This is a genomic window from Achromobacter sp. (assembly GCF_036567245.1).
In the GTDB taxonomy this organism is placed as follows: Bacteria; Pseudomonadota; Gammaproteobacteria; order Burkholderiales; family Burkholderiaceae_B; genus Achromobacter.
Window position 1 is genome coordinate 1 of the sequence record NZ_DATCUY010000088.1, and the last position, 18,232, is coordinate 18,232.

Sequence of the window (18,232 nt, forward strand, 5' to 3'; positions counted from 1 at the left end):
TTGGAAGATCTGCTCGACGTTATGGGCGAAGGCGGCCTCGTCCAGCGTCAGGACGGGCAGCGCCATGTTGCCGCTGCGGGGCTGCCAGCCGCGGGCCGCCACGGCGCGCAGCGCAACCGCGGGCTCGCCCGGAGGAATGCCCCGGTAGGTGTCGTCCAGTGGAGTATCGAGCAGGGTTTCCAGGAAGGGATTCATGCGGCCGCCGAAGAAGGGATTCAGGGTTATGACAACGTTATCATTTGATGGCGGCAGTCTAATGGTAACGTTGTCAAATTAGGATTAGGGCAATCCCTAGGAAAGCGAAAGCCGGCGTTTCAGGTCGGCGCCAGGGCGGTTTCGTCCTTCCAGCGCTGCTTGTCGCGCAAGGGGGGCGAGCCGAACAGCCGGCTGTACTCGCGGCTGAACTGCGAGGAGCTTTCATAGCCCACGGCATGGGCCGCCAGCGCCACGCCGGCGTCGTCGGTCAGCATCAGCCGCCGCGCTTCCTGCAGGCGCAGATGCTTCTGGTACTGCAGCGGGCTCATGGCCGTGGCCTGCTTGAAATGATGGTGCAGCGAAGACACGCTCATGTGCACGTCGCGCGCGATCTCTTCCACGCGCAGGGGCTGCGCATAGTTGTCGCGCAGGATGCGGATGGCCTTGGCCACGCGGTTGAGCTGGCTGTCCTGCAGCACCGACTGGCGCAGCACCGCGCCCTGGCCGTTCATCAGCAGGCGGTACAGCAGCTCGCGCTTGACCAGGGGCGCCAGGATGGGAATGTCGCGCGGCGTATCCAGCAGGCGCAACAGGCGCAGCACCGCGTCCAGCAGCGCGCCGCCCAGCGGATTGACGCATAGTGCGCGCGCGGCCTCGGCCGGCGCCTGGGCGGGCAGGTTCTCGTCGCTGATCAGCGCGGTGATCTCTTCCACGTTCAGGTCCAGCCGCAAGCCCAGATAGGGCAGGGTCGGGCTGGCGACGGACACCTTGGCCACCACCGGCAGATCCACCGAGGAGATCAGGTAGTGGAAGGGGTCGTACTCGTAGGCCTCGTCGCCGATCAGCAGGCGTTTCGATCCCTGCGCGATGACGCCCAACGCGGCTTTTTGCAGGCCGGGCTTGGCGCCGGTGGGTTGCGAAATCCGGTGCAGGAACAGGCCCTCGATGGGCGTGTCCAGCGAGCCCTCCAGGTCGCCGGTCATGCGCTGCAGCGTGCAGAGCAGTTCGCGCCGCGCCGGCTCATAGGCGGCGTCCAGCGTCGGGCCGACGCGGTGGTCGGCAATGGCGGTTGTCATGGTCATGGGGGCTCCCGTGGCGCGCCGCGCCGGGCGCGCGGGCGGCGGAGGAAAATCGGAGAATCGGGCGGCTTTCAGTGTATGCCCAAGCGGGGCTTCTTCCAGGGGGCTGCCTCTTTCATGGAGAAATGGGCAGGAAATCCGGAGGAATGAGTGCGCGCGCCCCGGATGACGGGCATTGCCAGAGAATCGGGCAAAAAAAGGGCAGGATCAAGCAGCGCCCGCGGCCGGCGCCGGACGCATACTGCCTTCATCCCGGCAGGCGGGCCGCGACCATTCCATCCTGGAGTGCCGGCTCCCGTCGAGCCCTTGAAGGAGCGCAACCATGCGGTACAAGAAATTCGGAAGCACCGGCCTGTTCGTGTCGGAACTCTGCCTGGGCACCATGACCTTCGGCGGCGAAGGCGAGCTGTGGAGCAAGATCGGCAGCCTGCAGCAGGAAGACGCCAACCGGCTGGTGGGCGGGGCGCTGGATGCCGGCGTCAACTTCATCGACACGGCCGACGTGTATTCAGAGGGCCGTTCCGAAATCATCACCGGCCAGGCGCTGCGCGACCTGAAGGTGGCGCGCGAGGACGTCGTCATCGCGACCAAGGTGTTCGGCCAGACCGGCGCCGGCGTCAATGCGCGCGGCAACTCGCGTTCGCACATCATGGACGGCGTCAAGAAGAGCCTGTCGCGCCTGCAGCTGGACCATATCGACCTCTACCAGATCCACGGCTTCGATCCCGCCACGCCGGTGGAGGAAACCGTCAGGGCGCTGGATAATCTGGTGCAGCACGGCCACGTGCGCTACGTCGGCGTGTCCAACTGGGCCGCCTGGCAGATCATGAAGGCGCTGGGCATCGCCGAACGCCTGGGCCTGGCGCGCTTCGAGTCGCTGCAGGCCTACTACACGATCGCCGGCCGAGACCTGGAGCGTGAGATCGTACCCATGCTGCAAAGCGAAGGCGTGGGGCTGATGGTGTGGAGCCCGCTGGCGGGCGGCCTGCTCAGCGGCAAGTACGACCGCGACGGCCAGGCCGAAGCCGGCAGCCGCCGCGCCGCCTTCGACTTCCCGCCGGTGAACCAGGATCGCGCCTACGACAGCATCGACGTGCTGCGTCGCGTCGCCAGCGCGCGCGGCGTGTCCGTGGCGCAAGTGGCCCTGGCCTGGCTGCTGCACCAGCAGGCCGTGACCAGCGTCATCATCGGCGCCAAGCGCGTGGAGCAGCTGGACGATAACCTGGCGGCCACTGCCATCCGGCTGACGGCGGACGAACTGGCCGAACTGGATCAGGTCAGCGCCTTGCCGCCGGAGTATCCGGGCTGGATGCACGTGCGCCAAGGCGAGTACCGGCGCAAGCAGTTGAGCGAATCCGGCGCGGCATAAGCCTTTGGTGCAGGCGGAGGCGTCCATTGCGGAAGGCCTCCGCCGTTTCCCGCCGCGCGTCTGACCGGCCCGTGCGTTCGCGGCAGCCGGCGAACTACAATGCCTCGCAACGACTACACAGGAGGCAGAGCAGGCATGGACGCGGAATTCTGGCTTGAGCGGTGGCGCGAAGGGCGCACGCATTTTCATCAATCGCGGGTCACGCCGCTGCTGCAGAAGTATTGGCCGACGCTGGGCGTGCCCAAGGACGGCCGCGTGCTGGTGCCGCTTTGCGGCAAGTCGCTGGACATGGTCTGGATCGCGGCGCAGGGGCATTCGGTGCTGGGCGTCGAACTGTCGCAGCTTGCGGTGGAGCAGTTCTTCGAAGAGAACGAACTCAAGCCGCTGACGCATGTGTCCGTCTATGGCAAGCACTACGTGGCGGGCAGCATCGAAATCATTTGCGGCGACATCTTCAAGCTGGACGCGCAGTTGCTATCGCATTGCGTCGGCGCCTATGACCGCGCCGCGCTGGTGGCGCTGCCGGAAGCCATGCGTGCGGATTACGTGCGCCACGTCTACGGCAATCTGTCGCCCGCCTGCCAGGGCCTGCTGATCACGCTGGACTATCCCCAGGAAGAAATGCCGGGGCCGCCATTCTCGGTGGTGGACAGCGAAGTGCAGAGGATCTTTGCGGGCGTGTCACCCGCCAAGGTCATCGACCGCCGCGACATCCTGGAAAAGGAACCCAAGTTCCTGGCGGCCGGCGTCAGCCGGTTGGACACGGTGGTCTACCACCTGGGCACGCAGGAATGAAGGAGACGCCCGCCTGAGCTTGCAGGCGGGCGTTTTGCATCACGACGTCAGGTCATCAGCCAGCCGCCGGCCACGTCCAGCACCTGGCCGGTGACGAAGCGGGCCTGGTCCGACGCGAAGAACAGGCAGGCATCCGCCACTTCCTCCGGCGTGCCCAGGCGGCGCAGCGCGGTCACCTGCGCCACGGCGTCGTTGATTTCTTTGGGTACTGTCTTGAGCAGGGGCGTGCTGATGCGTCCGGGCGCCAGCGCATTGACCGTGACCTCGTGCTCGCCCAGCTCGGCGGCCCAATGGCGCGTCAGGCCGATCAGGCCGGCCTTGGTGGCCGCATAGTGCGCCGCCACGATGTCGCAGTAAGCCCGGCCGGCCACTGAGGACATGTTGATCACTCGGCCCTGGCGCTCGCGCACCATGTGCGGCGTGGCCAGGTGCGTCATGTAGAACACGCTGTTCAGGTTGACGGCGACCACGTTCTCCCATTCCCGCGGCGGCATCTCCCAGACCTTCAACGCGCGCCCATCGGTCTTGGGCGAAATGCCGACGTTGTTGACCAGGATGGTGGCCGCGCCCAGCTCGCGGCTGATGCGCTCATAGGCCGCCTGGCATTCCTCGAAGCGCGCCATGTCGGCGTGCACGAAGCACACTTCATGGCCGCGCTTGCGCAGTTCCTTCTCGTAGGCCTGGCCGCCCTGCGAATTGAAGTCGATCAGCCCTACGCGGCCGCCCTCGGCCAGGAAGCCCTCGACGATGGCCGAGCCTATGCCGCCGACCGCGCCCGTGACGATGGCGACCTGGTCCTTGAAGCGTCCGCTCATGCGGCCACCTTGAGCATGATCTTGCCGATGTGCTTGCTGCTTTCCATCAGCGCGTGCGCCTGCGCCGCTTCGGCCAGCGGGAACACCTTGTGGATGCGCGGCAGGCATTGCCCTTGCTCCATCAGCGGCAGCACCTTTTCCGCCAGCGCTTGGGCGATCGCGCCCTTGTCTTCGTCGGAACGGGGGCGCAGGGTGGATCCGGTGAATTGCAGGCGCTTGATCATGATGGGCATGGCATCGATCTCGGCCTTGCTGCCTTCCAGGAAGGCGATCTGCACCAGCCGGCCGTTGACCGCCAGCAGCCGCAGGTTCTTGTTGATGTAGGCGCCGCCCACCATGTCCAGGATGACGTCCACCCCCGGGCCGCCGCTGCCCTGGCGCACTTCGGCCTCGAAGTCGGCCTCGCGGTACAGCACGGCGTGATGCGCGCCGGCGGCCAGGCAGGCCTCGGCCTTTTCCTGGTTGCCCACGGTGGTCCAGACCTCGGCGCCGAAGGCGCGGGCCAGTTGGATCGCGGTCAGGCCGATGCCGCTGGAGCCGCCGTGCACGAGGAAGCGTTCGCCGGCCGCCAGGCGGGCGCGGTCGAACACATTGGTCCAGACGGTGTAGTAGTTCTCCGGGATGGCCGCTGCGGTCAGCAGGTCCAGGCCGCGCGGCACCGGCAGGCAATGGCGCTCATCGGCCAGGCAGTATTGGGCATAGCCGCCACCCGGCGTCAGCGCGCAGACCTGGTCGCCGACCTTCCAGAGGCTGGCTTCGGGGCCGGCGGCGATGACGGTGCCGGATACCTCCAGCCCCAGGTGGGGCGAGGCGCCCGGCGGCGGCGGATAGGAGCCGGAGCGTTGCAGCACGTCGGGTCGGTTGACCCCGGCGTAGGCAACCTCGATCAGCACCTGCCGGCCGGCGGGCGCTTCCATGTCGCGTTCGGCCAGGCGCATGCAATCGGGCGCGCCGCCCTGGCCGTGTTCGATGTATGTGCAGCGTAAAGACATAAAAGGGGATCCTTGGTATCAATGGCCCAGATAGGCCTTCTTCACATGCGGGTCGCTCAGCAGTTCCGCGCCGGTGCCGGTGCGCACGATGGCGCCGTTCTCCAGCACGTAGCCGCGATCCGCCAGCCGCAGCGTGCGGAACACGTTCTGCTCCACCAGCAGCACGGTCACGCCGTGCGCGGTGACGCCGCGGATGATGTCGAACATCTGCTGCACCAGCAGCGGCGACAGGCCCAGCGAGGGCTCGTCGAACACCAGCAGCTTGGGATCGGCCATCATGCCGCGCGCGATCGCCACCATCTGCTGTTCGCCGCCCGAGAGCGAGCCCGCGTACTGGTTCAGTCTCTCCTTCACCCGCGGAAAAATGCCCAGCACTTCGTCCAGCTTGCGCTGCACGATGGGGCGGGCGGCGCGCTTGTACGAACCCATCAGCAGGTTGTCGCGCACGGTGAAGTGCGGGAACAGCTGGCGGCCTTCGGGAATCATGGTGATGCCGGCGTCCACGATGTCGTAGGGCTTGCGGTTGGTCAGGTCTTGTCCTTCGAATTCGACCTTGCCTTCCATCGCGCCGATGACGCCGCAAAGCGTCTTCAACGTGGTGGTCTTGCCGGCGCCATTGGCGCCGATCAGCGTGACGATCTCGCCGGCGTGGACTTCGAAGTTCAGGCCGTTCAGGACCTGGCTCTTGCCGTAGCCCGAGGACAGATTCGAAACCTTAAGCATCCTGGTACTCCTTGCCCAAATAGGCTTCGATGACGGCCGGGTTCTCGACCACGTCCTTGGGCGCGCCGCTGACCAGCACCGCGCCTTCGTTCAGCACGATGATGCGGTCGGACAGCGCCATGGTGGCCTGCATCATGTGTTCGATCAGCAGCACCGACACGCCCGAATCGCGGATGCGCCGGATCATCTGGATCGACTTCTCGATGTCGGTCGGGTTCAGGCCCGCCATCACTTCGTCCAGCAGCAGGATGCGCGGCTTGATCGCCAGCGCGCGGGCGACCTCCAGGCGCTTCATGCCGCCCACGGTCAGGTTGCGCGCCTCGATGTCCAGGGACTTCACCAGGTCGGTCTGTTCGGCCACCTTCATGGCGATCTGCTCGGCCTCGTCGCGGTTCGAGGTCCGGATAAAGGCGCCCAGCATGATGTTCTCCAGCACGGTCAGGCCGGTAAACGGCTTGGCGATCTGGAAGGTGCGGCCCAGCCCCTGGTGCGCGAATTCGTCGGGCGTCTTGCAGGTGACCCATTTGCCATCCGCGTCCAGCATGCTGATGCCGCCCTTGTCTGGCGACAGGAAGCCCGACAGCAGGTTGAACACCGTGGTCTTGCCCGCGCCGTTCGGGCCTATCATGCCCAGGATCTCGTTCTGGTTCAGCGTCAGCGACACGTCGTTGGTGGCGCGCAGGCCGCCGAAGCTCTTGAACAGCTTGTCGGCCTTCAGCACCGGCTGCTCGGTGCGCTCCGCGCTGTGCAGGCGCAGTTCGTCGGCCAGCTTGAGCTTGGCGCGGGGCGTGCCCAGATAGGGCAGGCGCGACAGCCAGCGCTCGATGGTCGGACCGAAGGCGCCGGCCAGGCCGCGCGGAATGGTCAGCACCACCGCCACCAGGATCAGGCCGTAGATCAGCCCGTGCATGCCGTTGCCCACGCTGCTGAGCCAGCCGCGCGCCAGTTCGGCGATGGGCAGCACCAGGAAGGTGCCGGCGATGGGGCCGGCCACCGTGCCCAGGCCGCCGATCAGGGCGAACATGGCCACCTGGATCGACAGCTCCAGCGAAAACGCCGAGCTGGGGTCCACGAAGGTCAGGTAGGTGATGTGGAAGGTGCCGATGATGCTGGTCAGCATGGCGGACACGACCGCGGCGATGATCTTCATGCGCACGGTATGGATGCCGACCGCCAGCGCCGCGTCCTCGCGTTCGCGGATCGCGATCAGGTAATGCCCGATGCGCGACTTGCGGATGTACCACGATGCCCAGGTCACCAGCAGGAACAGGCCGAAGGCGATGATCACGTAGTTGAGCTTCTCGCGGAACACGATCCAGGTCCAGCCTATGTTCAGCGGCAGGCTGATGCCGCTGGAGCCGCCCGTCCAGCTTTCTTCATGGATGACCAGGAGGCGCACCACTTCCAGGATTGCGATGGTGGCCAGCGCGAAGAACGGCCCGCGCAGCCGCAGGGTGGGGTAGCTGATCAGGATGGCGACCGCGCCCGAGATGACCGCGCCCGCCAGCATGCCGAACCAGGGCGAAATGCCGAAGTTCTGCGTCAGCAGCGTGGCGGTATAGCCGCCGATGCCGTAGAACACGGCGTGGCCCAGGGACAGTTGGCCGGCGTAGCCGCCGACGATGTTCCAGGCCACCGACAGGGCCGAGAACACGAACAGCAGCACGAACAGATTGGTCCAGAAAGGCGTGCCCATGACCACGGGCACCAGGAACATCGCGATCAGCAGGATCAGGCTGACGTAGGTCTTGGGGTGTCGAATATCGGGAAACACATCTCGCTCCTTGTTGCTCTGATCACTCTGTGCCGACGCCGAACAGGCCGTTCGGACGCAGCACCAGGATCAAGAGGAAGATCCCGAAATAAACGACCTCTTTCAGGTCGGGGGCGATGTAGAAGCCGGCCAGCGTGTCGACGATGCCGATAATCATGGAGCCGGCCACGGCGCCATACAGGCTGCCCAGTCCGCCCAGCACCACGATCACGAACGCCGTCAGCACGAAGTACGTACCCACGGTGGGAAACACCGGATACTGCGGCGCCAGCAGGCCCGCGGCGATGCCGACGAAGGCCGTGCCCAGGCCGAAGGCGATGGCGTAGACGTTGTTGACGTTCACGCCCATCAGGGTGGCGGCGTAGCGGTGCTGCGCCACCGCCCGCAGCGCGCGGCCCAGATAGGTGCGGTGCATGAACAGGTGCAGCAGCACGGCCAGGCTCAGGCCGATCACGAAGGTAATGAGCTGCCCGGTCACCATCGAATAGGGGCCGATGTCGATGGCGTTGGTGCCCAGCTCCACCGGGGCGCGGTAGACGTTGGCGCCGAAGATCACCAGGGCAAGGTTCAGAAGGATGGTGGACACGCCCACCGTGGCGAAGATCTGGATGTGCTGGTCGGCGTTGAGCAGCGGCTGGATGATGCCCTTCTGCGTCAGCGCGCCCAGCGCGAACAGGATGACAGCCACCGGCACCAGGCCGGCATAGGGATGCACGCCGAATTGCGCCGCGATCAGATAGACCATGTACATGCCTATCATCAGGAACTCGCCATGCGCGAAGTTCACGACCCGCACCACGCCGAAGATCAGCGTCAGCCCCAGGCTGATGATGGTGTACGCGCCGCCCAGCAACAGGCCGTTGATGACCAGTTGAATGAATAGTTCCATGTTGCAACCTCTTAGAGCGGGTAGCGGCCCTGATCCGGCCGAACTGTAGGCCGGATCAGGGCGCGCGGACCCCGGGAAACGTCAGGCGCCCCCGAGCGCCTGAGCACTGGCGCGGCGCTTATTTCTTGAAGACGGGCTTGCCGAGTGCGAGGTTGCTGGGCGCGATGGTGACGAGCTTGCCGTCCTGCCACTGCATCACGTAGAACGTGGATGCATTGTTTTGGCCGTCTTCGCCGAAGTCGAAGGCCCAGCCGTTGGCGGTCTGGCCGGCCGGCTTCTTGTAGGCCAGGACCGCGGCGCGGATCTTGTCCTTGTCAGTGGACTTGGCGTTGCCGATGGCTTCGAAGAAGGCCTTGGCGCCGACGTAGTTGGTCAGGCTGTGGCCGGACTGCGGATCGCTCTTGTAGGCGGCCTTGTAGGCTTCCAGGAACTTGTCCAGGCCGGGGGCGCCCGCGGGATTGATGGAGGATTGCGGGAAGTCCAGGTCGAACACGCCGTTCATGTCCGCGCCCACAGCCTTGGCCGTGTCGGCCAGGGAGTAGCCGCCGCCCGCGCCGATCACGACCTTGGGCTTGAAGCCTGCTGCACGCGCCTGGCTGAAGTACAGGATGGCGTCGTTCTGGTAGGCCGTTTGCAGCACGACGTCGACCTTGGCGCCCTTCAGGCGCAGGATCAGGGACGACAGGTCCACGGTCTTGGCCGAGTAGGGCAGCACTTCGGCCACCGTGTAGCCCAGTTCCTGGGCACGCTTCTTTTCGGTGGCCGCCACGTCGGTGCCATAGGGCCCGTCTTCGTGGATGATCCCGATCTTGATGTCCTTGGGATTCAGCCCCATGCCGGGGGCGATGGTGTCATGCAGCGCGTTGACCACCGACACGCCATACAGCGCCGTGTTGGGGTTGCTGCGGAACAGGTACTTGTAGCCGCGCGTGGTGATTTTGTGGGCGGTGGCGCCCAGCTCGAAATAAGGCACGCCCGCCAGTTCCGTCACGGGCGACGCCGCGTACGAAATGCCCGATGCGTAGCTGCCAAACACACCGACCACATTAGCCGAGATCAAACGCTTGGTTTCCGACACGGCTTGCGTCGGATCCACGGCGTCCGCCTTCACGATTTCGATCTTCTCTCCGTTGACCCCGCCGGCGGCGTTGATCTCGTTCACGGCCAGTTCCAGGCCGCGATAGCTCTCTTGCCCAAGCAGCGCAAGCGCGCCGCTGAACGGGAAGAGGGCGCCCACTTTCATGTCGGCCGCTGCGGTGCCGCTTGCCAAGACGCCGCACACGCCCAGCGCCAAAATAATCTTATTGAACTTGAACACGGTCTACGCTCCTTTGTCGGTATGGGATGCGGACTGTTTTTAGTAGTGTCCGTCTTTTTTAAATATATGATATATGGGCCGGGCAGGTACGAAAACCCCGCCTTGGATTCTAGTTGGGGTCACAGCAAGCCGAATCGGGGAATTCCCTAAAGCCGCATGAATAAAGCCTTAGCGGCCGATGGTGCCTGAAATCAAGCGCAATATTCCGTCAGGCGAACGTACCATTCCTGGCATGATCGGCGCCAGCAAAAGTCAAGAAATTGCCGCGTCAAATCATATATCCTATATCATCTGGAAAACGCCTTTCCATAAAAATCCAGGAGACAAAAGCATGTTCGAGGAAGTCGATTTCGCCGGAAAACGGGTCCTGATCACCGCCGGCGCGGACGGTCTGGGCCTGGAGATGGCCAAGGTCTTTCACCACGCCGGCGCCACGGTTTTCGTGTGCGACGTGAATGAAACGCGTCTGGCCGCGTTACCCGCCGAATTGCCGGGCGTGCATACCGCCGTGGCGGACGTGTCGGACGAGGACAGCGTGGGCGCGCTCTTCAACGCGGTCAAGCAAAAGCTGGGCGGGCTGGACATCCTGATCAATAACGCGGGTGTGGCCGGGCCCACGGGCTATGTCGAAACTCTGTCCAAAGCCGATTGGGACCGCACGCTGGCCGTGAACATCACGGGCCAGTTCTTGTGCGCGCGCCAGGCCATCGGCATGTTGAAAGCGTCCAAGGCCGGCGTGATGATCAACCTCTCGTCCGCCGCCGGCCACCTGGGCTTTGCGGGTCGGTCGGTGTATTCCGCATCCAAGTGGGCGGTGATCGGATTCACGAAGTCGTTGGCGATTGAATTGGGACCGCATGGAATCCGGGTCAACGCCATCCTGCCCGGCGCCGTCGAAGGCCCGCGCATCCGTGCCGTCATCGCGGCCAAGGCCGACACGCTTGGCCGTCCGGTGGACGAGATCGCGGCGCAGTACGAGAACCAGGCCGTGCTGGGCCGCATGGTCACGGCGCGCGATATCGCCAACATGGTGCTGTTCAACGCCAGCGAAGCCGCCCGCAGCGTCACCGGGCAGGCCATCGTGGTGGATGGCTTCACGCAGAAGCTCTACTGATGGGCGCCGGCCGCGAGGCGCGTTGCGCCGCCATCATCGGAACGGGGCTGATCGGCCAGGGATGGGCCATCGTATTCGCGCGCAAGGGCTGGAATGTGCGCCTGTATGACGTCAACGCGGCCATGCTGGCCGAGGCGCGAGCGCTGATCCTGCAACAGCTGCATGAACTGGAAACGCAGGGTCTGTTGACGGGCGCAGACGCCATCATCGAACGTGTGCAGGTGGCCGACAGCCTGGCCGATGCGGTCAAGGGGGCGTGCTACATCCAGGAGAATTCGCCGGAAAAGGTCGAGATCAAGCGTGCGTTGTTCTCGGAACTGGACGCGGCAGCCGACCCCGATGCGGTCATCGGCAGTTCGACGTCCAGCATCCCCGCCAGCCAGTTCACCGAGCATCTGGCTGGCCGCCATCGCTGCCTGGTCGCGCACCCGGTCAACCCGCCCTACCTGATCCCCGTCGTGGAGCTATGTCCCGCGCCCTGGACCAGCGACCAGGCGCTGGAGGCCGCGAACGCCGCCATGACGGCGATTGGCCAGAAGCCGGTGCTGGTGCGCCGCGAAATCGAAGGCTTCATTCTTAATCGCCTGCAGGGCGCCTTGCTGCACGAAGCCTTCCGGCTGGCCAAGGAGGGCATTGCCAGTGTGGAAGACATCGATGCGACCGTGAAGGACGGCCTGGGATTGCGCTGGTCGTTCATGGGGCCGTTCGAAACGATCGACCTGAACGCGCCCGGCGGCATTGCCGACTATTGCGCGCGCTATGGCGGCCTGTACCAATCCATCGGCGCCGATCAGGGCGAATGTGTCGCCTGGGACGGCGCGCTGGTGGATGCGCTGGCGCACGAACGCCGCAGCCTGCTGCCGCAGGAAGACCTTGCCAAGCGCCGCTTCTGGCGCGATGAAAAACTGATGCGCCTGATGCGCCACAAACAAGAGAACGGAGACAACCATGGCTAAGCCCAAACAGAAAGTCGTCATTACCTGCGCCGTGACGGGCGCCATCCACACGCCCAGCATGTCGCCGCACCTGCCGGTCACGGCGGACGAGATCGCGGAAGCCGCCATCGGCGCGGCCAAGGCGGGCGCTGCGGTGCTGCACCTGCACGCTCGCGATCCGCAGACCGGCAAGCCGTCGCAAGACCCGGCGCTGTTCAAGCCGTTCCTGGAGCGGATCAAGAACGAGACCGACGCCATCATCAACATCACTACCGGCGGCAGTCCGCACATGACGGTGGAAGAGCGCATGCGCCCGGCCACGACGTTCCAGCCCGAACTGGCCTCGTTGAACATGGGATCGATGAATTTCGGCCTGTTCCCGATGCTGGACCGCTTCCAGGACTTCAAGCACGATTGGGAGCGCGAACATCTTGAGAACAGCCGTTCGCTGATCTTCCGCAATACCTATCAAGACATCGAATCCATCCTGACGCTGGGCAACGCCAACGGCACGCGTTTCGAGTTTGAGTGCTACGACATCAGCCACCTGTACAACCTGGCGCATTTCGTGGACCGCGGCCTGGTGAAGTCGCCGCCGTTCATCCAGTCGGTGTTCGGCATCCTGGGCGGCATCGGTCCGCATCCGGAAGACCTGATGCACATGAAGCGCACCGCCGACCGGCTGTTTGGCAACGACTACGAATGGTCGATCCTGGGCGCGGGCCGCAATCAGATGCCGCTGGCCACCATCGGCGCGGCGATGGGGTCGAACGTGCGCGTCGGGCTGGAAGATTCGCTGTGGATCGGGCCGGGCCAATTGGCGGAATCCAACCGCGTCCAGGTCGAACGCATCCGTTCCATCCTGGAAGCGCTGAACCTGGAAGTGGCCACGCCAGAAGAGACGCGGGCCAAACTCGGCCTGAAAGGCCGAGACAACGTGAAGTTCTGATCAAAGGCCGCTGGCCGGCGCGACGGCGCCGGCCAGATTCAAGCGTGGCGGCGCAGCGCGTCGGCAAGCATGGCGACGTCCAGGGGGCGATCGAAATTGGCGGCGTGGCGGGCCTTCAGGGTCAGTTCGGCGGCCAGTGTCAGGTCGGCGTCGCTGGGAGTGTCGGCGGCGCCTAACTCGCGTAGCGTGGTGGGCAGGCCCACCTGGGCGTACCACTGGGTCAGGTCTGCCAGCATGCCGTCGCTGCGCTGTTCAAGGTCCAGCTGCACCAACAGGCCGACCGCCACCTGCAATCCATGCAAGGCGGTCGCCACGCCGCCGATCTTGGGCAGTCCGCGCGTCAAGGCGTGGGCGATGGACAGGCCGCCGCTTTCAAAACCGAGACCGCTCATGAGGATCATCGCTTCCACCACGCGTTCGAACGCCGGCGTGGGTTCACCGGTGCCGGCGGCTGCCACGGCGTCCACGCCGTCGGCCAGCAGCGTGCGCAGGCAGCCGTCGGCGATCAACTGCGCGGACAGCAGCGGGGCGCCGTCGTACATGTTCTTGCCACCGTTGCGTTGGCATTGTTCGGCTTCGAACTTCTTCGAGATGGCGTCGCCCAGGCCCGCGCGGAAGAAGTGCGCGGGCGCCGTTGCAATGATGGCGGTGTCCACCAGCACGACCGTGGGGTTGAACAGCATGTGCTCGACCGCCAGGAGGTTGTGATGCGCGTCGTACAGCACGTAGTTTTTGCTGGTCGGCGCGTCGTTGGACGCCACGGTGGGCACCGTGACCAGGTGGCAGTGGGCCGACTTCGCCACCGCCTTGCCCGCATCCAGCGACTTGCCGCCGCCCACCGCGATCACCATGTCGATGCCGGCCTGCGAGGCCTGCGCGCGCAGTTGCGCGATGAGGTCAGGTGTCAGGTCGCCGTCGACGATCAGCGGCGCAAGCGCCACGCCGTGTTCGGCGCACAAGGCTTCGATTCGGGGGCCCAGTACGCCATGGACGTAGCGGTCGATGACCAGGGCGGCGCGGCGGCCGAACAAGGCAGCGTACTGGCCCAAGGCGTCCAGCGCGCCCGCTCCTTGTATGTAGCGGCTGGGAGCCCCAAAAATCTTCAGCATGAAGTCTTCCTATTTGCGTGGCACGGGAGGGCGGTAGTCGAGCTCTTTTTCGCGTTCGACCAACCAGTCGATCATGATCTTGCCGCCCCAGACCAGGTCGGCCTGGATGGCGCTGCGGGCAGCTTCGGAGTCGCGCGCTTCCAGCGCTTGCAGCACGGCTTCGTGGCGGTGCTCGTTTTCGGAATAGTCCAGGCCGGCCGTCTTGATGTGGAACACCTTCAGGATGGGGCCCGTGATGACCCAGAACGATTCCACCGTGCTGCGCAGGATGGGCTTGTTGCTGGCTTCCAGGATCGCGAAGTGGAATTTGCGGTTCAGATAGCTGGCGCGCTTGGGGTCCGTTGCCGTGCAGGAAATGAAGTCGCGCTGCAGGGCGATCAGGTTGTCCAGCTGCTTGCGCGTGATGTGCTGCGCGGCTTCGGCTGCGCCCATGCCTTCCAGGTGGAAACGGATCTGCTGGATCTCGCGCAGTTTCTCCGAATTCACGTAGGGCACGTAGACCGCCGTGGCAGCCTGCATCTCCAGGCCCTGTTCGCTGATCAGCCGAAAGATGGCCTCGCGCACGGGCGTGATGGATACGCCCATTTCTTGAGCCAGTTCGCCAATGATCAGGCGTTCGCCAGGTTCGTACTGCCCGTTGATCAGGGCATTGCGGATTTCGTTATAGACCCTGACGGAGAGGTTCTCTTTTTTTACCGGTTTGAGGCTGGGCATGACGTTTCGGGCTTGCTGTATTGAGGGAACGGGTGAATCCGGAATGAATTCTAGCCCGCCATAGCCAATTCAAGCTCAATGGGTATATTATATATCATATATCCTAACGAAGAAAGGACGCGCCATGCGCCATCACCAGGAGGCCCCCACCGAGGGGGAAGTCAGGATGCTGCGGGAAAAGGCCCGCCACATCCGGCTGGAGACAATCAGACTCATCGAAATCGCCAAGGTCGGGCACTACAGCTCGGTTTTCTCGTGCGCCGAGATATTCGCTTCGCTGTACTACGACGTGATGCGGCTGCGTCCGGGCGAGCCGCACTGGCCGGACCGTGACCGCTTCCTGATGGGCAAGGGCCATGCCGCCGTCGGCTTGTTTCCGGTGCTGGCCGACCATGGCTTCATCGACCGCGAGCTGCTGGATGGCTACACCCGGCTGGGCAGCCCTTTGGGCGACCACCCCGACATGAGCAAGGTGCCGGGCGTGGATTTCAGTTCGGGGTCCATCGGGCACGCGTTGTCCAACGGCGTGGGCATGGCGGTAGGCGGGCGCATGAGCCAGCGCGACTTCAACGTCTTTGTGATGCTGGGCGACGGCGAGATGCAGGAAGGGCAGGTCTGGGAAGCGGCGCTGTTTGCCGCGCACAACCGCTTGTCCCGCCTGATCGCCATCGTTGACCGTAACGGCTATCAGCTGGACGGCAAGGTGGACGACGTGATGGGCGTGGAGTCGTTGGCGGCGAAGTGGCAGGCGTTCGGTTGGGACGTCCACGAAGTCGACGGGCACGACCTGCATGCATTGACGGCGCTGCTGCGGCGCCTGCGCGCCGACGATGCGCGTGCCAAGCCGGCTTGCGTGATCGCCAAGACCATCAAGGGTAAAGGCGTTTCCTACATGGAAACCGAGCCGGGCTGGCACCTGGGCTATCTGGCGCCGCAAGACGCGCAAAGCGCCATCGACGAAATCCTCTCCCGCGAGATCTGAATGGCACAGGCACAAGTTCTCTCCTCCGACTCCTGGCAGTACCGCGCCCTGAATGCGGTGAACCCCGGGCTGTCCTATCTTTCCGACGCGCTGATCGAGTTGGCGCAGGCCGGCCACCCGGTGGTGGCGGGGTCGGCCGACCTGCAGTATTCCAATGGCCTGAACCGCTTTGCAGAGGCCTACCCCGACCGCTACATCCAGTTCGGCATCTCTGAACAGAATATGGTGTCGGCGGCGGCCGGCCTGGCCACCACCGGCATGATGCCGTTCGTGGCGACGTTCGCGTCGTTCCTGGGCCTGTTGTGTTGCGAGCAGATCCGCATGGACGTGGCCTACACCAAGCTGCCGGTTCGGCTGATCGGCCACCACACCGGCATCAGCCTGGGGTTCTACGGCACGTCGCACCATGCCACCGAAGACATCTCGACCATGCGCGCGCTGGCTGGCCTGACCGTGGTCTCGCCGGCGGACGGTCCGCAATTGGCGTCCGCCATCAAGGCCTCCGTCGACTGGCCCGAGCCGATCTATTTCCGCATCGGGCGCGGCCGCGACCCGCAAGTCTATGAGGACGGGGTGCCGTTCGAATTCGGTCGCGCCATCGTGCATTCCCGGGGCAGCGATCTGAACATCATCGCTTGCGGGATCACGCTGCACGCGGCGCTCGCCGCGGCAGAGCAATTGCGCCAGGACGGCCTGTCGGTGGGCGTGATCGACATGCCCACCATCAAGCCGCTGGATCGCGACGCCGTGCTGGCGGCGGCCGGGCAGTCGCGCCTGATGATGACGGTGGAAGAACACAACGTGCTGGGCGGGCTGGGTTCGGCGGTCGCGGAAGTGCTGGCGGATGCCGGCGCGGGCACGCGCCTGCGGCGCCACGGCATTTATGACGAGTACAGTTTGATCGCGCCGCCCACCACGCTCTACGCCCATTACAAACTAGACGCCGCGGGCATCGGCGAGGTGGCCCGCGCATTGATCAAGACCTCAGGCAACGCCTGACATTTCGGAGAAAAGAATGAAGGAAATCAGCGGAAACACGCGCCTGTTCGGCATCCTGGCCGACCCGATCCATCATGTGAAGACGCCCCAGCGCATGAACGAGCACTTCGCCCGGATCGGTTACGACGGCGTGTGCGTGCCGTTCCATGCTCGCCCGGACGACCTGGCGGCCGTGGTCGAAGGGCTGCGCCGGCTGGAGAACCTGGGCGGTGTCATCGTCACCATCCCCCACAAGACGGCGATCCTGGACCTGGTCGACGAGGCGACCCCGGTGGCGCGCAAGATCGGCGCGGCCAACGTGGTGCGCCGCGAGGCCGATGGGCGGCTGGTGGCGCACATGCTGGACGGGGAGGGTTTCGTGCGCGGCCTGCAGACGGCCGGCGTTTCGCTGGAAGGCAAAAGCGCCTACCTGGCGGGCGCGGGCGGCGCGGCGAATGCGATCGGCTTCGCGCTGGTGCAGGCCGGCGTGTCCCGCCTGACCATCGCCAATCGCACCGTGGCCAAGGCCGAAGACCTGAAGGCGCGCATCCTGTCCCTGCATCCGGACGCCGTCATCGCCATCGGCACGCCCGACCCGTCGGGGCATGACCTGGTCGTCAACGGCACCTCGCTCGGCATGAAGCCGGACGACGCGTTGCCGCTGGACGCGAGCCGCCTCACGCCCGACCAGCTGGTCTGCGAAGTCATCATGCAGCCGCGCGATACCGCGCTGCTGCTGGCGGCGCAGGCCCGCGGCTGCAAGGTGCACTACGGCGCGCCGATGCTCGCCTGCCAGATCGAGCTGATGGCGCGGATGCTGGGCGTGGCGGATGCCAAGTAAGACCGCGGGGCCTTTATCCGGACTTTGAAAAAAATGGGCGATTACGATTTCATCATCGCGGGCGGCGGAACCGCCGGCTGCATCCTGGCCAACCGCTTGAGCGCGGACGGCAAGTACAAGGTGCTCATGCTCGAAGCCGGGCACGAAGCGCGCAGCATGTGGATTTCGATCCCGGCCGGCTTTTCGAAGCTGCTGGTGAACCCGGACTACAACTGGCGCTTCGCGACCGAGCCGGAGGACAACGTCTACGGCCGGACCATCGCGGTGCCGCGGGGCAAGGGCGTGGGCGGGTCGACGCTGATCAACGGCATGATCTATGTGCGCGGGCAGCCCCGGGACTACGACGGCTGGGAAGCCGCCGGCGCCACCGGCTGGGGCGCGGGCCAGGCCGAGCGCGTGTTCCGCAAGATCGAGCACTACGAGCGCGGCGGAGAAGGGCGCGGCAAGGATGGCCCCATGCGCCTCGAAGAGGTGGCGGAGCGCTTTCCGATTTCGGATGCGTTCCTGCGCGCCGCGCAGGAAGACGGCCAGCCCTTGAACCCGGACTACAACAGCGGCGACCAGGAGGGCGTGGGCTACTACCAAGTGCTGCAGCGCCGCGGCCGTCGTTGGAGCGTGGTGGACGGCTACCTGAAGCCGGCAGCCACACGCAAGAACCTGC

The 18,232-nt window shown here is 65.2% G+C and carries 18 protein-coding genes and 1 pseudogene; 9 read left to right on the top strand and 10 right to left on the bottom strand.

Translation table 11 applies throughout. The features are described from left to right. A pseudogene (locus VIR09_RS03620) lies at positions 1-195 on the bottom strand (amino acid deaminase); the annotation flags it as partial. Between the two features lie 119 nt (positions 196-314). Then, positions 315-1,277 carry an AraC family transcriptional regulator gene (locus VIR09_RS03625; protein ID WP_332011634.1) on the bottom strand — a complete coding sequence of 321 codons (963 nt, stop codon included), beginning with the start codon at positions 1,275-1,277 and terminating at the stop codon, positions 315-317. A 319-nt stretch (positions 1,278-1,596) separates the two neighbouring features. Here VIR09_RS03625 and VIR09_RS03630 point away from each other — a divergent pair, with 319 nt between their 5' ends. After that, the gene (locus tag VIR09_RS03630; RefSeq protein ID WP_332011635.1) at positions 1,597-2,643 is read left to right on the top strand and encodes an aldo/keto reductase; all 1,047 of its coding nucleotides are present in this window, start codon (positions 1,597-1,599) and stop codon (positions 2,641-2,643) included. Positions 2,644-2,778: 135 nt separating this feature from the next. Continuing rightward, positions 2,779-3,438: a thiopurine S-methyltransferase gene (locus VIR09_RS03635; RefSeq protein WP_332011636.1), complete on the top strand. Its 660-nt coding sequence runs from the start codon at positions 2,779-2,781 to the stop codon at positions 3,436-3,438. 47 nt (positions 3,439-3,485) lie between these two features. On the opposite strand, the gene VIR09_RS03640 is transcribed toward VIR09_RS03635, so the two are convergent. From VIR09_RS03640 to VIR09_RS03665, 6 genes are all read right to left on the bottom strand, one after another. Further along, a complete protein-coding gene (locus VIR09_RS03640; RefSeq protein WP_332011637.1) occupies positions 3,486-4,253 on the bottom strand; it encodes an SDR family NAD(P)-dependent oxidoreductase in 768 nt (255 codons plus the stop codon). Then, entirely contained in the window at positions 4,250-5,245 is a 996-nt protein-coding gene (locus VIR09_RS03645; protein WP_332011638.1) for an NAD(P)H-quinone oxidoreductase, read from the bottom strand. The genes VIR09_RS03640 and VIR09_RS03645 overlap by 4 nt, the downstream gene beginning before the upstream one ends. A gap of 18 nt (positions 5,246-5,263) precedes the next feature. Next, on the bottom strand, positions 5,264-5,968 hold the full coding sequence (locus VIR09_RS03650) for an ABC transporter ATP-binding protein (protein ID WP_332011639.1): 705 nt from the start codon (positions 5,966-5,968) through the stop codon (positions 5,264-5,266). Next, positions 5,961-7,742 (bottom strand): branched-chain amino acid ABC transporter ATP-binding protein/permease, encoded by a 1,782-nt coding sequence (locus VIR09_RS03655; protein WP_332011640.1) that lies wholly within the window; start codon positions 7,740-7,742, stop codon positions 5,961-5,963. The genes VIR09_RS03650 and VIR09_RS03655 overlap by 8 nt, the downstream gene beginning before the upstream one ends. Positions 7,743-7,764: 22 nt before the next feature. Continuing rightward, a complete protein-coding gene (locus VIR09_RS03660; protein ID WP_013395478.1) occupies positions 7,765-8,631 on the bottom strand; it encodes a branched-chain amino acid ABC transporter permease in 867 nt (288 codons plus the stop codon). Positions 8,632-8,749: 118 nt separating this feature from the next. Then, positions 8,750-9,949 (bottom strand): ABC transporter substrate-binding protein, encoded by a 1,200-nt coding sequence (locus VIR09_RS03665; protein ID WP_332011641.1) that lies wholly within the window; start codon positions 9,947-9,949, stop codon positions 8,750-8,752. A 331-nt stretch (positions 9,950-10,280) separates the two neighbouring features. Here VIR09_RS03665 and VIR09_RS03670 point away from each other — a divergent pair, with 331 nt between their 5' ends. The 3 genes from VIR09_RS03670 to VIR09_RS03680 are packed head-to-tail and all read left to right on the top strand — an operon-like array spanning position 10,281 to position 12,947. Then, positions 10,281-11,063 carry an SDR family oxidoreductase gene (locus tag VIR09_RS03670; protein ID WP_332011642.1) on the top strand — a complete coding sequence of 261 codons (783 nt, stop codon included), beginning with the start codon at positions 10,281-10,283 and terminating at the stop codon, positions 11,061-11,063. Beyond that, positions 11,063-12,019: a 3-hydroxyacyl-CoA dehydrogenase gene (locus tag VIR09_RS03675; RefSeq protein ID WP_332011643.1), complete on the top strand. Its 957-nt coding sequence runs from the start codon at positions 11,063-11,065 to the stop codon at positions 12,017-12,019. The genes VIR09_RS03670 and VIR09_RS03675 overlap by 1 nt, the downstream gene beginning before the upstream one ends. Continuing rightward, positions 12,012-12,947 carry a 3-keto-5-aminohexanoate cleavage protein gene (locus VIR09_RS03680; protein WP_332011644.1) on the top strand — a complete coding sequence of 312 codons (936 nt, stop codon included), beginning with the start codon at positions 12,012-12,014 and terminating at the stop codon, positions 12,945-12,947. Before VIR09_RS03675 ends, VIR09_RS03680 begins: the two co-directional genes overlap by 8 nt. Positions 12,948-12,985: 38 nt before the next feature. Here VIR09_RS03680 and VIR09_RS03685 read toward each other — a convergent pair whose 3' ends face one another. Both VIR09_RS03685 and VIR09_RS03690 read right to left on the bottom strand, forming a co-directional pair. After that, entirely contained in the window at positions 12,986-14,056 is a 1,071-nt protein-coding gene (locus VIR09_RS03685) for a glycerol dehydrogenase (protein WP_105557996.1), read from the bottom strand. 9 nt (positions 14,057-14,065) lie between these two features. Beyond that, complete coding sequence (locus tag VIR09_RS03690; RefSeq protein ID WP_105557995.1) at positions 14,066-14,770, bottom strand: GntR family transcriptional regulator; 705 nt, start codon at positions 14,768-14,770, stop codon at positions 14,066-14,068. 124 nt (positions 14,771-14,894) lie between these two features. On the opposite strand from VIR09_RS03690, the gene VIR09_RS03695 reads away from it, so the two are divergent. From VIR09_RS03695 to VIR09_RS03710, 4 genes are all read left to right on the top strand, one after another. Further along, positions 14,895-15,752 (top strand): transketolase, encoded by an 858-nt coding sequence (locus tag VIR09_RS03695; protein WP_332008581.1) that lies wholly within the window; start codon positions 14,895-14,897, stop codon positions 15,750-15,752. Further along, complete coding sequence (locus VIR09_RS03700; RefSeq protein WP_310030751.1) at positions 15,753-16,751, top strand: transketolase family protein; 999 nt, start codon at positions 15,753-15,755, stop codon at positions 16,749-16,751. A gap of 16 nt (positions 16,752-16,767) precedes the next feature. Next, positions 16,768-17,571: a shikimate dehydrogenase family protein gene (locus VIR09_RS03705; RefSeq protein WP_062682866.1), complete on the top strand. Its 804-nt coding sequence runs from the start codon at positions 16,768-16,770 to the stop codon at positions 17,569-17,571. 33 nt (positions 17,572-17,604) lie between these two features. Further along, on the top strand, positions 17,605-18,232 hold a 628-nt coding region (locus tag VIR09_RS03710; RefSeq protein WP_332011645.1), incomplete at its 3' end, for a GMC family oxidoreductase.

Coding starts and splice junctions, on each gene's coding strand:
- VIR09_RS03625 (WP_332011634.1), bottom strand. CDS start 1,277: ATGACCATGACAACCGCCATTGCCGACCACCGCGTCGGCCCGACGCTG.
- VIR09_RS03630 (WP_332011635.1), top strand. CDS start 1,597: ATGCGGTACAAGAAATTCGGAAGCACCGGCCTGTTCGTGTCGGAACTC.
- VIR09_RS03635 (WP_332011636.1), top strand. CDS start 2,779: ATGGACGCGGAATTCTGGCTTGAGCGGTGGCGCGAAGGGCGCACGCAT.
- VIR09_RS03640 (WP_332011637.1), bottom strand. CDS start 4,253: ATGAGCGGACGCTTCAAGGACCAGGTCGCCATCGTCACGGGCGCGGTC.
- VIR09_RS03645 (WP_332011638.1), bottom strand. CDS start 5,245: ATGTCTTTACGCTGCACATACATCGAACACGGCCAGGGCGGCGCGCCC.
- VIR09_RS03650 (WP_332011639.1), bottom strand. CDS start 5,968: ATGCTTAAGGTTTCGAATCTGTCCTCGGGCTACGGCAAGAGCCAGGTC.
- VIR09_RS03660 (WP_013395478.1), bottom strand. CDS start 8,631: ATGGAACTATTCATTCAACTGGTCATCAACGGCCTGTTGCTGGGCGGC.
- VIR09_RS03670 (WP_332011642.1), top strand. CDS start 10,281: ATGTTCGAGGAAGTCGATTTCGCCGGAAAACGGGTCCTGATCACCGCC.
- VIR09_RS03675 (WP_332011643.1), top strand. CDS start 11,063: ATGGGCGCCGGCCGCGAGGCGCGTTGCGCCGCCATCATCGGAACGGGG.
- VIR09_RS03680 (WP_332011644.1), top strand. CDS start 12,012: ATGGCTAAGCCCAAACAGAAAGTCGTCATTACCTGCGCCGTGACGGGC.
- VIR09_RS03685 (WP_105557996.1), bottom strand. CDS start 14,056: ATGCTGAAGATTTTTGGGGCTCCCAGCCGCTACATACAAGGAGCGGGC.
- VIR09_RS03690 (WP_105557995.1), bottom strand. CDS start 14,770: ATGCCCAGCCTCAAACCGGTAAAAAAAGAGAACCTCTCCGTCAGGGTC.
- VIR09_RS03695 (WP_332008581.1), top strand. CDS start 14,895: ATGCGCCATCACCAGGAGGCCCCCACCGAGGGGGAAGTCAGGATGCTG.
- VIR09_RS03700 (WP_310030751.1), top strand. CDS start 15,753: ATGGCACAGGCACAAGTTCTCTCCTCCGACTCCTGGCAGTACCGCGCC.
- VIR09_RS03705 (WP_062682866.1), top strand. CDS start 16,768: ATGAAGGAAATCAGCGGAAACACGCGCCTGTTCGGCATCCTGGCCGAC.